The organism is Chryseobacterium sp. HNCC26DJ238 (genome assembly GCF_057180465.1).
The window spans coordinates 132356-149104 of record NZ_JBXUGI010000010.1 but is presented as its reverse complement, the minus strand read 5'-3'; the positions used below and the strand labels follow the sequence as shown (position 1 = coordinate 149104).

At 38.1% G+C, this 16749-nt stretch carries 12 protein-coding genes; 3 read left to right on the top strand and 9 right to left on the bottom strand.

The window, feature by feature from the left end:
• Positions 1-26 precede the first annotated feature (26 nt).
• The 5 genes from AC2A07_RS11360 to AC2A07_RS11340 form a co-directional block, all read right to left on the bottom strand.
• Positions 27-2444, bottom strand: coding sequence for an ABC transporter permease (locus AC2A07_RS11360; RefSeq protein WP_484050497.1), 2418 nt, complete (start codon positions 2442-2444; stop codon positions 27-29).
• 108 nt (positions 2445-2552) lie between these two features.
• Positions 2553-3278: an ABC transporter ATP-binding protein gene (locus AC2A07_RS11355; RefSeq protein ID WP_484050496.1), complete on the bottom strand. Its 726-nt coding sequence runs from the start codon at positions 3276-3278 to the stop codon at positions 2553-2555.
• A gap of 87 nt (positions 3279-3365) precedes the next feature.
• On the bottom strand, positions 3366-4139 hold the full coding sequence (locus tag AC2A07_RS11350; RefSeq protein WP_484050495.1) for a GIN domain-containing protein: 774 nt from the start codon (positions 4137-4139) through the stop codon (positions 3366-3368).
• Between the two features lie 74 nt (positions 4140-4213).
• Entirely contained in the window at positions 4214-5620 is a 1407-nt protein-coding gene (locus AC2A07_RS11345; protein ID WP_484050494.1) for a S41 family peptidase, read from the bottom strand.
• 5 nt (positions 5621-5625) lie between these two features.
• Positions 5626-6867 (bottom strand): efflux RND transporter periplasmic adaptor subunit, encoded by a 1242-nt coding sequence (locus AC2A07_RS11340; protein WP_484050493.1) that lies wholly within the window; start codon positions 6865-6867, stop codon positions 5626-5628.
• A gap of 233 nt (positions 6868-7100) precedes the next feature.
• Here AC2A07_RS11340 and AC2A07_RS11335 point away from each other — a divergent pair, with 233 nt between their 5' ends.
• The 3 genes from AC2A07_RS11335 to AC2A07_RS11325 all read left to right on the top strand — a co-directional run bounded on the left by AC2A07_RS11335 (position 7101) and on the right by AC2A07_RS11325 (position 10882).
• Positions 7101-8141: a PDDEXK nuclease domain-containing protein gene (locus AC2A07_RS11335; RefSeq protein ID WP_484050492.1), complete on the top strand. Its 1041-nt coding sequence runs from the start codon at positions 7101-7103 to the stop codon at positions 8139-8141.
• 15 nt (positions 8142-8156) lie between these two features.
• Positions 8157-9500 carry a sigma-54-dependent transcriptional regulator gene (locus AC2A07_RS11330; RefSeq protein WP_484050491.1) on the top strand — a complete coding sequence of 448 codons (1344 nt, stop codon included), beginning with the start codon at positions 8157-8159 and terminating at the stop codon, positions 9498-9500.
• 65 nt (positions 9501-9565) lie between these two features.
• Positions 9566-10882: a sensor histidine kinase gene (locus AC2A07_RS11325; protein ID WP_484050490.1), complete on the top strand. Its 1317-nt coding sequence runs from the start codon at positions 9566-9568 to the stop codon at positions 10880-10882.
• 108 nt (positions 10883-10990) lie between these two features.
• Here the strand turns inward: AC2A07_RS11325 and AC2A07_RS11320 are convergent, their stop codons facing one another.
• From AC2A07_RS11320 to AC2A07_RS11305, 4 genes are all read right to left on the bottom strand, one after another.
• Positions 10991-12394 (bottom strand): MFS transporter, encoded by a 1404-nt coding sequence (locus AC2A07_RS11320; protein WP_484050489.1) that lies wholly within the window; start codon positions 12392-12394, stop codon positions 10991-10993.
• Between the two features lie 3 nt (positions 12395-12397).
• Positions 12398-13036, bottom strand: a complete 639-nt coding sequence (locus AC2A07_RS11315; protein ID WP_484050488.1) for a uridine kinase family protein — start codon at positions 13034-13036, stop codon at positions 12398-12400.
• Between the two features lie 56 nt (positions 13037-13092).
• Positions 13093-14214, bottom strand: a complete 1122-nt coding sequence (locus AC2A07_RS11310; RefSeq protein WP_484050487.1) for a glycoside hydrolase 100 family protein — start codon at positions 14212-14214, stop codon at positions 13093-13095.
• 102 nt (positions 14215-14316) lie between these two features.
• The gene (locus tag AC2A07_RS11305) at positions 14317-16734 is read right to left on the bottom strand and encodes a TonB-dependent receptor domain-containing protein (RefSeq protein WP_484050486.1); all 2418 of its coding nucleotides are present in this window, start codon (positions 16732-16734) and stop codon (positions 14317-14319) included.
• Positions 16735-16749 lie beyond the last annotated feature (15 nt).

Here is a 16749-nt window from a genome sequence, read left to right as displayed (position 1 = left end):
GGCATCCGACCCCCTGATTTTCAGCCTTATTCGTATTTCAGATATTTAACAAGATTCACTTTGGTCGCTTTATAGGCTTTTATGCTTACGACAGAGAATGTCAGAAAAAGTAAAATGACAAGACTGAAGATAAAAGGCCAAACCTGCATATCGATCCTGTAAGCAAAATCTTTCAGCCATTCATTCATCAGATAGTAGCTGATCGGAATACTGATCAATACAGCAGTCAGAGTGATCCACAGGAATTGTTTTGTCAGTCCGATAACGAGAATGCTATCTGATGCCCCGAGTGTTTTTCTGATGGCGACATCTTTCAGTTTCTGCTCAATCATTAATGAAGACAGGGCAAATAATCCCAACAGCGCTACCATCAGAACCATTGCATTCAGAATAGTGAAAAGGGTCTGCTGTTTCTGATATTTTTCAAACGTTTTAGCAAATTTCTGATCCAGAAAATAGTAATCGAAAGGATATCCCTGCTCTACATTGTTCTGCCAATAGGTTTTGAGTCTTTTTACAGTTCCATCAATATCATTCGGATCTATTTTCAGCTGGATATTGTAGACATTGAATTTTTTCCATTCCGTTTCCCTGTAATGGAAAAATATGATCGGTTCAACTTCTGTTCTCAGACTTCGCAGATTAAAATCTTTGACGACACCTACAATTTTATACTTTTTGTTATCAAATCCCGGTTTGATCTCGTTTTTCAGAGCATCTTCATCTTTCCAGCCGAATTTTCTTACAAAAGCCTCATTTACCAAAACATTGTTGATGGTATCTGATGACAGATGCGGATCCAGCCAGCGGCCTGTTTTCAGTTTTACATTAATGAATTTAAGATAATTATAATCCATTGATCCGTGCTGTCCCTGGATACTTTTATCCATAAAGTCCATATTGGACGAACTGCTTCTTCCGCTTCCCGGCACGGCTTCACCGTAGGAGACGTCGGTCACGCCCTGAATTGTTCTCATCTCGTTTTTAAGTCTTTCATATTTCAGCCAGGGCTTCGCATTACTTTCATTGAAGTTGATCATCATAATCTGTTTCCCACTGTAGCCAAGGTCTTTATTCATCATATATTTAACCTGCTGATTTACAATTAATCCGCCGATAATGAAAAAGGAAGAGATGATCAACTGTAACGTAAGGATTCCGTTTCTCAACCAGACGCCGTGTTTGCTTCTGGCGAAATTTCCTTTCAGAGTTTCTATTGCTTTGAAGTTTGAAAGATACATGGCAGGAATCAATCCTGAGATCAGCGTTACCATCATGACCATAGCCAGTGAATAAAAGTAGATATGCCAATCATTCATGACCATTTCTTTATCATAGAACTTGTTGAAGCTTGGTAAGAGAAGTTCCGTCAAAGCCAGTGCGAGTATATAGGAAGCGATACAGATCACAAATGTTTCCAGTAAAAACTGAAGGATGAGATTCGATCTGGTACTGCCGATTGCTTTTCTCACTCCAATTTCCTTTGCTCTCTGCGAAGCCTGTGCTGTCTTCAGATTAATAAAATTAATCGCTGACAGTACAACGATCAGAACTGAAAGTATAAACAGAATCATCAGGGTTTTAAAATCCGTATTCTCGAACCATGATGCTTTTGCATGGAGCCTCACTTCATCCAACGGCGTGAGGACACTGTCCGTCGGGCCATAAAGATCAAGATACTGTTGAATGGTCATACCTGAAGAACCTCTGTCAAGACTTGCCCGGTATTCGAAAATGTCTTTTACAAATTTTTTCTGGACCGCTTCAGGATCTGTTCCTTTTTTTAACATAAAAATGCATGCGTAATTGAAGTTCCCCCAGTTTTTTTCATCATCTTTAAATTGTTTTGCAGGAGGATTGATAATGAACTCCGGCTTTATCTGGCTGTTTTCTGTCGGTAATTCGTAAACTGCGGTGACGACGTAATTTTTATTGTCAAATTTCACACTTTCCCCTGCAACATTGGTTGTGCCAAACAGATTTTTGGCGGCTTGTGTAGAAAGTGCGATTGCGCTCTCCCCTTTCAGGGCATCTTTGTAGCTTCCTGCCACCAATCTGAAAGGAAAGAATCTGAAAAAATTTTCCGTGGCTGTCAATCCTTCTTTCTGAAAAACGGTTTTTACTTTTGTGGTCATTTTCAGTCCTATCCCGGATCCGTTGAACAAAACATAATCCTCAATTTCCGGAATTATTTCTTTAGCACGTTTTGCCATGGGAATAGAAATGTTATTTCCATAAGAATTTTGCGGTTTATGATAGGTTTGGAAATAATAGATCTGATCTTTCTTCGGATTCCATTTTTCAAATGATTCCTCATCATTCCAATGCATCATGATCAGCATAAATCCTGTTAAGCCGACAGTCAGTCCAAACAGGTTGATGATCGTGGAAAGCCAGTTTTTTTTATAGTTGATGAAGGCAATTTTGAGCCAGTTGTTTAGCATAATTGATGATTTATGATTAATCAACAGTTTTAAAAACCTCAGGGAAAAGAATACTTCTAAATCCCTGAGATCAGTTAAAAATGGTGAATGAATGTTTTTAATTAAATTTTATAATCCGAAATTCGATGCATCTGCTTTTTCAAAGACATCTTTTCTCTGGGAAGAATGTTCTTCGGAAAAAATTTCGCCGTCTTTCATCGTAACTATTTTTGATGCATAACCCGCATCATAAGAAGAGTGCGTCACCATAGCGATTGTAGATCCTTCTCTGTGAAGTTCTGCCAGAAGATTCATCACTTCGTTTCCGTTTGAGCTGTCAAGATTACCGGTTGGTTCATCGGCAAGAATCAGTTTTGGTTTTGTAACCAATGCTCTTGCAACCGCAGCTCTCTGCTGCTGACCACCCGAAAGCTGTTGCGGATAATGTTTTGCCCTGTGGGAAATGTTGATTTTTTCCATAATTTCTTCCACCTGTTTTTTTCTTTCTGAAGAAGAAATGCCGTTATAAATCAGCGGAAGCTCTATGTTTTCAAAAACCGTCAGTTCATCGATCAGGTTAAAATTCTGAAATATAAAACCTATATTTTTCTTTCTGATGTCTGACTTTTTTCTCTCATTCAGATTGACAGTCTCTGTCTCCTCAAATTGATAGGAACCGGAAGAAGCACTGTCAAGAAGTCCCAGAATATTCAGAAAAGTTGATTTCCCGCAGCCTGAAGGTCCCATAATGGCGACAAATTCTCCTTCTTTTATGTTTAAACTAACATTGTTAAGTGCATTGGTCTGTACATCTTCTGTTTTATATACTTTTGAAAGGTTTTGAATATTGATCATTGTTCTGTTTATTTAAATGGTATGGTTGGGCTTTAATTCAAGTTTTTATGAAAGTTTTATTTTCTGTCAGCAACTGCCGTACTCCAATTATAAAGTATCGATTGTTCCGCCGGAGCTCCTTTTGGCAGAAAGCCTGATTCCTGACAAAGTCCTGTACCTGATCTTAGCAAGGGAACTTGCATTTGCAGTCAGTTCTTCAGATATACTCAAGATAACAGACGAAGTTGCAGAAGCATCTGCTTTTGCAGTTTTTATTTTCATCTGTTTAGCATCCAGTGAACCTGCATTGTCAGCAGTGATCACAGCGTGATCAGCCAATCCGCTGATTTTAACGATCCCTGCAGCGTTGACATTGACTGTAAGGTTTTCTGTTTCAATTTTTCCTGAAAACCCGCCGGCGCTGTTAGTTTTAATATGTACGGATTCAGATTTGGAATCTGCAAAGATCTTTCCTGCTCCCTTACTTTCAAAAATCTGTTTACCGCCGTTAAAAATACTTTTCACTTTTACAATTGATGCCTGATCAGCTTCTACTCTTTTCAGGTCTTTTGCATAGATCACTACTTTCGTATCAGCATTCTGCAGAGAAACATTGGGTCTGTACTGCACATAAAGTATTTTATTTTTCACTTCAATCTTTACATCACTGAGATGATTACTTGTCACGACCGCTTTTTCTTTTTCTGATTTTACAATTTCCACTTCGATTGCCTGAGATGTTTTTACCGCTTCAAAAGGATCTAAATTAATAGTCTCAGTTTCGGTTTTCCGGATTTCATCTGTAAAATGTTGATCTTCTAAAATGGCCGTGTATGATGCACTGCTGATGGTAAGCGTGATTAATAACAGTAGTTTTTTCATGTTTTATCTAATTTTTAGTTTTTTATCAGAATTTAAAGGCATCTGATGGTTTTTCTTTGAAAAAAGAACTGATATTAATTTATTTTTTTCAGATAATTATCTGCTTCTTTTAGTTGAGAATCATATTTTAATGGGTAAAGTATGTCATTCAGATTCCATTGGATCATGAGATGCGGTTTAATTCCGCTTCCTACGAATTCTTCACCATTGGGCAATGTTACTTTTTTAGTGCAGATCCAGGCTGCTGCATTTCCAGGTAATTCAATCTGCAATGGCTGCCCTGTACTGCCATTGGTATAATCCCCGATCCTGGTAATATTTTTTTCACTGTACAGATAGATCAGAAAATCTTCAGCTGCTGATGCAGTATTATTATTCGTCAGGATTACGGTGGGAACCAAAAGCTTAACCTCAGAATGAACAATGGCAGGCTGGTATTCAAAATGATGAAATTTACTTCCGGAATAAGCTTTATATAAGCTGACAGCTTCCTCTTTGGTTATTCCCCACTGCGGTTTACCGCTGACTGTATCCTGGGGAGTAAGGAATGATCCTATAGCCCTTTCCGAAGGAATAATTTCCCGGCTGTAATTTCTTGCTCCGTAAATGGTATCACTTTTTGAAAAATATTTTGCAATGTTCAATGCATTTTTTCCACTTCCGCCCCCGTTATTTCGAATATCCAGAATAATTTTTTTTGCTTTTTTTAATTCTGCAAGTTTTAATTCAAAGTCTTTTACGACTGAGGCATCATCAAAAGTACGCACGGCAATATAGGCAACGCCGTTACTCATCCATTTAAATTCAAAGTTCCCCCGTTTTGGAAGCGGAACAGAACTCAATTCTTTTTCTTCAGTTTTTGAATGGATCCAGTGAAATTTTTTAAGTTCACCTTTCGGTGTTTTAAGTTCTATATCATATTCTTCTCCTTCCAGTCCTGATAATAAATTATATCCCGCCGTACTGTTCAGGTCATTTTGTGTTGAAACAGAAATATAGGGATTGACAAATCTGGTCTGGTATTCCTTCACAGGCATGCCGTTTACTTTAATAATCTCACTTCCGGCAGGAATTTCTTTTTCTTTGCTTTTATTGATATCAAAAACAAAAATTTTACCCTGCAGACTGGTCAGAAAGACCCTGTATTCTCCAAAATTTGTGGTCATTATTTTATTCTGGACAGCATCAGGAAAATACACTTTGGTATGACCGTCTTTCAGAATGGAGCACAGCTTTTGAAGTTCCCTGAAATATTCATAATCATTATCAGTTTTCTGAACATTGGTAATAGCCTCCCTATATGCATTATTCCACTTTTCCTGATCTATTTTGTACATATAGACAAAGTTGTAGTTAGTCTCGCTCCAGAATCTGGAAAGCCCGTATATTTTATCGTTTAAAGAGAGGGTATTCGGAACCTGAGCAGAAACGAAATTACTGATCAGAAAAATACAACTTACAATCAACTGCTTACTTTTCATAATTTTTATTTTTTGATATTCAGAATCTCATATTTTTTAAGCTCAGTATAATCTGAGGTAATTACTTTTTCACCGTTTCTCAAACCCGAAACGACTTCATAATACATGGGATTTTCACGTCCCAGACTGATGTTGCGTTTTTCAGCTTTATTGCCTTTCAGAACAAAGATCCATTTTCCATTCGTATCTTTGTAGAAATTTCCTTTTGGCAGCATCATACTTTGAGTATCCGCAGAAAGTTTCATCTTTACTCCGAAGGTCATCCCTATTTTCAGGTTTTCCGGTTTTGCATCAATAAAAGTCAGTTCTACAGAAAACTGCCCGTCTTTCACCTCAGGAAGAATTTTTGTGATAATAACTTCAAAAAGTTTTGCATTGCTTTCCAGACTTCCTCTGATTCCGTTTCGCAGTTTGTTGATATAATATTCATCTACTTTTGCGATGAGCTTGTACCCACCCATCAGATCTACTTTCCCTATACTTTCGCCACTCGTCAGGTTTTGTCCCAATGAAATACTGAATGATGACAGCCTTCCGGAGACCGGTGACATAATCAGGAAATTGTTTTTGTTGGAACGGAGAATCAGGAGACTTTTCTCCATCTGGCCAATGGAATTATTAATGGCAGAAAGCTGAGCGTTTCTTGAAGATCTTTCACTTACAGAACCTTTTTCTACAATTCCTTTTCTCTGTTTCTGATAGTTGAGATTTTGTAAAGCAACCTCATAATCTGTCTTTTTTCCTATTTCGGCATCATAAAGTCTTTTCTGAAGGTTAAAAGACTGCAGGGCAGTATTATAATCGTTCTGAGACTGCAGCAATTCTTCATCCTGATTAAATTCCTGATTTTTAAGCTCCAGTAACGAACTTCTCATCTGGCTGACCTGCTGCATGATCCCGGTCTCCTGATTCAGGTAATTAAATTCCGTATTCGGATTGTAAACTCTGGCAACAGGCTGTCCCTTTGTCACCATCTGACCGTCTTCTGCGAAAATTTCTTTGACAGCACCTCCCTCCAGAACATTGACTAAAGATGAATTGAGAGATTGGGTTTGTGCGGTCAGCATCAGCATGTCCTCAAATCTTCCTTTCGTCACTTCATCCACCTGAATATCTTCTGCCTTCACATTATAGGTATTTTTCTGATTCATAAAATACCATCCAAAAACTGAAACTGCCAAAGCAGAAACAGCAATGATTAATATTAATTTCAGTTTAGACTTCTTTTTTACTATTTTCGTATCCATATTTGAGATAACTAATTTACTTACAATATATTAGACAAATCAAATACCAGAGATTTAAAACTCTGTAATCAACTGATAATGTGAACTGAAATAATTTCAGTAAATATGAGACTGTTCATTATCGGACACTATTTGTGCGAAAACGGACATTATTACATCAATGTTTGAAAGTATAATAATAATTTAAAGGGTTATATTTGAAACTATAACGACTCAAATGATGATTAAAAAGTATGCTTAAAAAATTAAAAAACACAGAATCTCCTGATGATCCTATACTATTTCCAGACGAAAAACTATGGGTTGATTTATTACAATTAATAGAGAAAAATCGTCATCAGGTAGCAATGCAGGCTAACAGTACATTGACCGTTTTATTCTGGCAGGTTGGAAGACGTATTAACGATGAAATTTTGAAAAATCGACGTGCAGAATATGGAAAACAGATTTTGCCGACACTGTCGGCAAAATTGGAAAATCTTTATGGACGAAATTTTGCAGAAAAGAATATAAGAAGAATGGTCAAATTTTCTGATCAATTTTCCAATATTGAATGGGTTACCGTATTGTCACAAAAATTAAGCTGGTCTCATTTTATAGAACTTTTTTCTTTGAAATCTTACGAAGCTAAACAATTTTATGCACAACTGGCAATCAATGAAAGGCTTGGTGTAAGAGAACTTCGCAAACAAATTTCAAATAAAACTTTTGAACGAACTGAAATTGCCAATTTACAATCATTACCTAACGAAAATTTTCCGGTCAACACATTTAAAGATCCTTATCTGTTAGATTTTTTGGGATTACAGAACGGTTATTTAGAAAAAGATATTGAAACGGCAATTCTCAGTGAACTGGAGAAATTTATTTTAGAATTAGGAAAAGGTTTTGCTTTTGTTGAACGTCAAAAAAGGATGATTATTGACGGGGAAGATTTTTATCTTGACCTTTTATTTTTTAATCGCTCATTAAAAAGACTCATCGCCATAGAATTAAAGTTAGGCAAATTCCAGGCAAAACATAAAGGACAAATGGAACTATACCTCAAATGGCTCAATAAAAACGAACGTCAGGAAGGCGAAGAAACACCAATTGGATTGATACTTTGTGCTGAAAGCAGTAAAGAGCAGATAGAACTTTTGGAAATGCATAAAGACGGAATTATTGTTTCTGAGTATTGGACAGAATTACCACCAAAAAAAGAATTGGAGAAGAAGCTACACAGTGCTCTAATAGAAGCAAAAGAACTTTTTGAACGAAGAAAAATGCTTTAAATTTATTAACTCAAAATGCGAAAAAAAGAAGCTCATATTTTAATTGTTGACGATGACGAGGATATATTATTTTCGGCGAGAGTCTGGCTCAAGAAATTTTTCACTGAGGTCAGCTGTCTGAGTCAGCCGAAAAATATTTTAAAATTCTTAGCCGAACAGCAGGTTGACACCGTACTTCTGGATATGAATTTCAAAAAAGGTTTTGAAAGCGGAAAAGACGGATTATACTGGATGCAGGAAATCAAAATACTGGAACCTCAGCTGCCCATTATCTTGATGACTGCTTACGGCGAAGTGGAGCTGGCGGTGGAAGCATTAAAAAACGGAGCATCAGATTTTATTCTTAAACCGTGGAATAATGAAAAACTCTATGCTTCCGTAAATCTTGCTGTTGATATTTCACGCAAAAACAAAAAACTGAATCAGTGGGAAAACGTCAGCATAAAGACCAATCAGTATCAGCTGGATACCCAATCTTATGCAATGCAGGAAGTGATGGATCAGATTACCAGGGTTGCTCCTACGGATGCAAATGTTTTGCTTCTGGGAGAAAACGGAACGGGAAAATATGTTCTTGCAGAGCATCTGCACGAATTATCTGAAAGAAAAAACCAGCCATTTGTTCACATCGATTTGGGGAGTCTTTCCGAGAATCTGTTTGAAGCTGAATTATTCGGTTATAAAAAAGGGGCTTTTACGGATGCGAATCAGGATTATTCCGGGAAGATTGAGAACGCACAGAACGGCACCGTATTTCTGGATGAGATCGGAAATCTGCCACTCCACCTTCAGACCAAATTATTAAGCCTGATCCAAAACAGGAAATTATCAAGATTAGGCGAAAGCAAAGAGAGGCTGCTGGATGTACGTTTTATTTTTGCCACCAACGAAAACCTGAAAAAAGCGGTATCGGAAAACCGTTTCAGAAAAGATCTCTATTACAGGATCAATACCGTGGAACTGCAGATTCCGAGCTTGAGAGACCGATTGGAAGACATTCCGATGCTGGCCAAGTACTTCCTGGAAAAATACAGGCAGAAATACCACAAAACTGATCTGAATCTGAGCGAATCTCTGATAAACGAACTTACTGTATACAGCTGGCCCGGGAATATCCGTGAACTGGATCACTGCATTGAGAGAAGTGTGATTCTCTCCGGCGAAAAAAATCTTAAATTGCTGATGCCTCAGGATGAAGATTCAGAAAAGACAGTCATGAGCCTTAATATCGAAGAAATGGAGGAAATTCTCATTAAAAAAGCATTGAAAAAAAATAGGGGAAATATTTCTCTTGCTGCTGAAGATCTGGGCTTATCCAGAGCGGCACTTTACCGGAGAATGGAAAAATTTGAACTCTGAAGAACGTAAAGGTTAGATATCTATAATAAAATACCGGATCCGGTATCTCAAAATTTGAATTGCAGATGAACAGACATCAGTTAATCGGTTTACTATTTATTCTCCTGGCTGTTGTCAGCGGTATTTTCGCCTTTGATTTTTATTTACAGAGCAGGTGGATCAACTTTGGATTATTCACAGGTATAGCTGCGGGATGCATCGTTTTAGCGCAAATTTCAGCTTTATCTTTTATTCTGAAAAGCGAAAAAATATTATTGGCAATTCAAAAAAAAGACTTTTCTCTTTACCCGAAATCAGAAAACAATAACCTGTCAGATACTGCTGTAAAACTTTATTATCAAAGTAAAGAAGAACATCTCTCGCTCTCTTCGTACAAACTTCTTTATGAGGAGATTCTGAATCAACTGGAAATAGGTCTGATGATTCTTTCCGAAAAAAATAACGAATGGGAGGTCTTTTACGTGAACCCTGTCTTCCTGGAGATCCTGGAAATCCCAAAATATAATTCGTGGAATTTGTATCAGGCTAAGACGCCGGAATTCTATAAAATTATCCTACAGACAAATTTTGAGAACTCTCAGGAATTTTTCGATATTTCAATCAATGAAAATGTAAAACAGTCATTTTCCCTGAGAACTAAAAAAGTACAGAATATCAAAAACCGTTTCTGCATCATCAGCCTGGAATCTGTTCAGAAAATTATTGAGCAGAAAGAAAAGCTTGCCTGGAATAACCTCATGAAAGTAATCTCTCACGAACTTCTGAATACGCTTACTCCGGTCAACAGCCTGATTCAGAATCTGGAATACATTGCTAATCAGGAAGTGATTGAGAAAGAAGATCAGCAGGATATGAAAGAAAGCCTGACGATCATCAATTCCAAATCAAAACAACTGCTGAATTTCGTGGATGATTACCGGCAGGTTGCAGAGTTGCCGAAACCTGTTTTCAAAATCATCTCCCTGACTGAAATTGTAGAATCTGCCCTAAATTTCCTGAAACCTGAATTCAAAAAAAATAATATTACCCTTATCAATTCACTGGAAAACCACACTGTTTCTGCAGATGAGAAAATGATAGAAAGATGTCTGATAAATCTTTACCTCAATGCAATATGTGCCGTTGCAGATAATTCTGAAAAGATTATTAAAACAGATATCAGAACAGTGAACAGAAGAATTGTGGTCGGCGTTGAGGACAACGGATGCGGGATCTCCAATGAAATCAAAGACAAGATTTTTCTTCCTTTTTTCACTACCAGAATCAGTGGTTCCGGTATAGGTCTTACGCTCAGTAAAAGTATTGTTGAAGCACACAGAGGATACCTCAATTATAAGCCGCTGGAAAATGGAAGTTTATTTGAAATATGGCTGTTGGAATAAAATCAGCTTATATTAAAGCTTAAATAGTCAGGTCTGTTAATGCTTTATTTTAAAAATAATACATTAACAGACCTGACTCTGTATATTGACTAACTTAGATCTACAGAATTAATCTTGTACTCCCCTCTTTACTTTTATCAGCGTCACAGAAACAGATGCCAGTAAAAATAAAACACCTGCCATGATAATTGCATTGGAGGGATCATTCCCCAGAAAATTTTTATAGATAAAACCGAACGATACGGTCTGGATCAGCATCGGAATAACAATCATCATATTGATCACTCCCATATAAACGCCTCTTTTTTCTGCCGGTATAGATGGTGAAACCATTGAATATGGAAGTCCCATCATTGCTGCCCAGCCTATCCCGAAAAGAACCATGGGTAAGAGGATCAGAAATTCATTATGGATGAAAGGTAAGATCAACAATGAAATCCCTGTAGCAAAAAGACAGAAAACGTATACATTTTTGGAGGAATATTTCAGTGCAAAAGGGATGAGCATCAGTGCTGAGATCATGGTGATAAAATTATAAAAACCATTCATCAGTCCCGTCTGACCTACTGCTGTTTCTACTAAATTGAGAATATTCTTCGCCCATGACAGGTCATTTTGAGATACCGAAAGTCCATTTTTTGAAAGTTCGATAAAATGATTTGCTTTCTGCTCATCATTTTCAGAAACATGATAGAGGGTCTGTTTGATCATGGGCGTAGCAAACTGCCAGTAACAGAAGAGCGCATACCACTGAAAAAGATAAACCAATGCCAACTGCCAGAGTATTTTCGGCATTTTGATAATCGCTGTAAAAATATCAGCAAACGGGGTGAAAACCGTATCATTTTCTTTTTCAGCTTTCAGCTTGATGAGTTCTTCTTCTGTCGGAGGAATTTCCGGGGTTTTATAAACCGACCATACTACAGACGCGATCGAACAGAAAGATCCGAGAAAAAACGAATAGTATACCCAGGCAGGGATACCTCCTGCTGCTGAGCTCCCTCCGAAGTATTTCTGAAAAACAAATAAGGAGAGATTAGCGAGCGTGATCCCTCCCCCTACAAAGAGACTCTGCATCTGAAAGCCGTATGTCTGCTGTTCTTCAGGAAGTTTATCCCCGATAAAAGCCCTGTAAGGTTCCATAGCGGTATTGTTCGCTGCATCTAAAATCCACAACAATCCTACTGCCATCCAAATGGAAGAACTGAAAGGGAAAACGAAAAGTGCCAAACTGCAAAAAACAGCGCCAAGCAGGAAGAAAGGTTTCCGGCGCCCCCACTTCACACTCCAGGTCTTATCACTGATGGCTCCGATCAGCGGCTGAATAAGCAGTCCGGTTACGGGTCCTGCGAGATTAAGGATGGGAAGCTGATCTGCATGAGCGCCCAAAAAAGAATACAGCGGATTGACAGCAGTCTGCTGAAGACCAAAACTGTACTGGATTCCGAAGAATCCGACATTCATATTCCAGATCTGCCAAAAGCTGAGCTTAGGAATTATTTTTTTATTCATCACTTACGGCTTAATAATTTGATAATTTTTTCCCAGTATGATATCTGCCTTTTGTTTGAACTGACGGATGATGTTATGTTCGATATCCAACACTTTTTCAACAAAATCACTCTGCTCATCCCGGTTTCTTTCCATGCGTTTTTCATAGGTATCTTTATAATTACGGTCTATGAAAATACTGAAATCAAATTCATCAATACTCAACACATATGTTCCTTCAACAATAAGAACAGCAATATTGTCTGTGTCAACAGTTTCCTCAGTAACCGAATTATCCTGATAATGAACCAAAGGTTTTTTAACCGTCATGCTGCCATCTTTGAAGGCTTTTACATTTTCCTGAATGAGATCTAAATGAACTTCATGCGGTCCCACATTTTCAAAGCTTTTCAGCCGGTTCTCATGGTTACTTTTCGGAGGAAGTTTAAAATAATCATCCATCTGAATCACGAAACTTCTGATCCCGTTTTCATCAAAAACTTTTTTCAGAGCAAAAGCCGTAACTGATTTTCCACTTCCGCTTTCCCCGCAGATGCCTACAGCTATTTTTTCGGGATAAGCATCATTTTGCTTTATAATCCTGTAAATATTTTCTGCAGTATCCAAATGCTTCTGCTCTAAATTAATTACATCTCCAATCATCTTTTAATCTGTTTTAAAAATAAATAGTTTCCGTTAACAATTGATCTGTCCAGAAATTAAATCTTCATCAGAAGATATCCTGAAGCTGAAAAACACAATTGGTCTGTTCCTGACGGGATCAGCAGGTCTGTTGAATAATATTCTCTGAAACCTGAGCCTTTCTCATTGAGAAGTGTCTCATACTGGTTCAGGATTTTTAAAGGAATTTCACGGTATCCTCTTTTCTTCAGTCCCAGGCAAAGCCATCCAAGATAAATTGGCCATGACCCTCCGTTATGAAACTGATAGGGCTGATTTTTGAAATCATAACTGTAATTGTTTTCCAGTAAATTCCAGTCAGCATCCTGTGGAAATATAATGGGATAAAAGACAGGAAGCATCCAATGATTAAATTCTACATTCAACTTATCTAAAAATTGTGTAAAACCTTCCAGGTCTACATCAAATCCCAGAAAAACGGCAAGAGCATTTCCTGCAAGATCGAAACGTTCATCATAGCCGTTGGCATTCAGAGATGCCCACAGATAGGGTTTTTCTTCTGCTTTCTGATAGGCAGCCGGATGGTATTTATTTTCGTCAGAATTATTTTTCCTGAAATTGGTTTCAATCAGTTTTTTGGTGTCTTCAGCAAGATCTATCAGCTTCTTATCATCATATACTTCCGCTGCATTTTTGAAAGCCCAGTAGCGGAGAACATTATCATACAGTACATAACCGGAGGTAACATATTCGTCTGCCCAGTTTCCGCCTAACGGACTGTAAATAAGACCTCTCTGGTTAAATTCCCATGTTTTAAGACATGAAAAAGCTTTGTCTATTTTTTCCTTTAAAGTTTCTTTTAAGACCTCGTCTTTTGTATATATAATATATTCACACGCTCCGATGATCCACCAGACTGTTGCATCTGTTCTCCCGACAAGAGTACCGTAGCTGACCTTTTCCCCATCAACATTGGAAGGGATCTGTCCGTTTTCTGCCTGATAATCTGCCAGTGTTCTTATTGATTTTCCCAAACCATCCACAATCATCTGGTTTTTAATTAGGATCCCGGTAATTCCTGTCATCATAGAATCTCTTGACCAGACTCTCGCATAATTGTCTTTTCTTTCAGAAGATGCAAGAATACCCTGATCTGAAATGGCCTGCTTTATAACGTTTAAGGCTTTTTTAGTAAACATATATTTTATCAATAGGATTAAAGAAAACCAACAGCAAAAAGATGCTGTCAGTTTCTACTATAAATTTATTATTTTTCTAGGTAAGACTTTATTCATGGATGATTAAAAGTCAAACTTCACGCTCGCAGCGAAAGTTCTTCCCGGCAGGGTTCTGGCTCTGACGATTCCGTTGGTCCCCTGTAAAGTTCCTTCTTCTGCCTCTGTTACAGCCAATGCATTGAATACATTGTTTGCATTTACATTAAGTGTCAGATTTTTCAGTAATCTGTACGAGATGTATGGATTAACAATAATATAACCCGGCATGATCAGTTTGTTGCTGTCCTGCGTATATGCTTTTGTAGATCCAACTGCAAAGATACCGAAGCTCAATTTCTCAATATTCACATTCGGGTTGAAAGAATACATGACCTTTGGTGTTCTTCTCGGCATGTTCCCAATAATGGTCTGATCAATTGCATTTTTAATTTCAGCGTTGGTGTAGGTCAGCCCGGCTTTGATATCAAAATTCTTACTGATTTTATAAAAACCGTCAAGCTCTACCCCAAATGATTCATATTTATTTTCTGTTCTGAGCTGGGTGGTTGCTTCGTAATTGGCTTCAATCGTTCTTGCCTGAAATAAGGTGGTATTCAGGAAATAATTTGAACCTCTCAGTTTGTATCCTACTTCGATCTGATTAAGTTTATTCACTTTTACTGCATCTAAAGCCGGATCATCATTATTCGTATAATTATAACCTGCAAAAAGAATTCTGTCGGCAGAAGCACTTCCACCCTGGCTTACCCTTGCGAAAACCGCATTCCGGGAATTAAGGGCGTAATTAGCTCCGAATGAATATCCGAAAATACCGTATTTATAATCGACAGGAACAGTTCCGTCAACAACTGCTACTGCGAGTTCAGGCGTTTCAAGGGTCCCGTTCTGGTTAACATCGATGATCCGTGTTGTATTTTTTGTTCCTGAAAAGCTGCCCGAAACATTACCGAAATCATATCTTGCACCGAGATCAAGGGTAAGATTTTCTACAGGATTGATTTCTACCTGAGCATGCGGAGCAATCACTGAATATTTGGTATCATAATTCCTGTTCACCCCTCCGAAAGCCGGAACTCCGTAGTTAAGAAGCCCGTTATCTGTAATTTTAGTTCCGGTATTGCTTACAACATCCACCAACCGGGCATTATGATCAGACACTTCCATCAGGTAAGTATTCCAGTTCCATGAAAGATTGATGTTCTGGGTACTGTTATAAACACCGGTATTCATCTTCACTTTATTCCATTTTTTACTGATGTTGACATCACTGAAAAAATTGTTCAGATTATTCAGTTTCGTATTAAACAAGACTGTTTTCATATATTTTGCATTGCTGTCAACTGCCGTATTGGTTCCTGCATAGACTGCGCTTCCATATCCCGCAACAGATTCCAAAATTTCAGATTTACTGCCGACTGCGGCAGGAAACGGTGCTAAAAACTGACCGTCATTTGCGGCATATCTTGCTTTGGCATCGATCTTCCAGTCTGCACCAAGATCATAATTAAATTCCAATCCCACTGTTTTTGATACGGAATGCATTCCATCACGGATATCACTTTTCAGGATCTGCCCGTTGTCGCCAAAAGTAACGTCATTTCTAAAATTAGAAGACTGTAGAGCACCTGTCAGAATATTATAACTGCTCAGAGAACTGTAGTCCGGATTTGAATCTGATCCTGAAACCGCTACAGGCATCGGCATATAGGCAGCTGTGCGGTCGTCGAGGTATTTACCATAAACCCGGATACTTCCCCTCTCAAATTTCTTCAGTAAAGACAACCGGAACTGCCCTCCGTTATTGGATGTATATCCTGTTTTTCTAGGACCGTCACCTCCTCTGTAGAAACCGCCTACCCCAATATAAAAATCTTTACCCAGCGGAGTTCCATAATCTATATCTGTCCTGAAATTTTTATAGTTCAATCCTACCTGCTGGGTAATGCTCCCTCCTTCTTTCTCGCCCGTTTTAGTGATAAAATTAATGATCCCTGCCGGTGAGTTTGAGGCAAATACAGATGCAGAGCCTCCTCTCAGCGCTTCCACCCGGGAAACAAAGGAATCAAATCTTGTAAACTGATCCTGGGTTCCGAACGCAATATCTCCAAACTGCATGACCGGAAGACCGTCTTCCTGAATTAAAAGATATCTTGAACCTCCTGCAGAAACAGGAACTCCCCTCACTGTAATATTTGAATTTCCTTCACCTCCGGAAGATTCTGCACGTATCCCGGGAATAGTCCTGAAAATTTCAGCTGTTGTTCGCGGGGCAGCATTGATAATATCTGCTGACTTTAAAGTGGAGATTGAAGTACTGGTTTTAATCGAAGCTTTGGGATTGGAATTCCCGGTAATGACTACTTCATCAATCGTCTTATCTCTTATTGATACGGTATCGGTTACAGCAGTCTGGGAAAACATAAATGCTGCAATATTCATTGTCCCGAAAACCAGTAATTTCTTTACTACCTGTGAGTCCATAATTTTTTGAGTTTT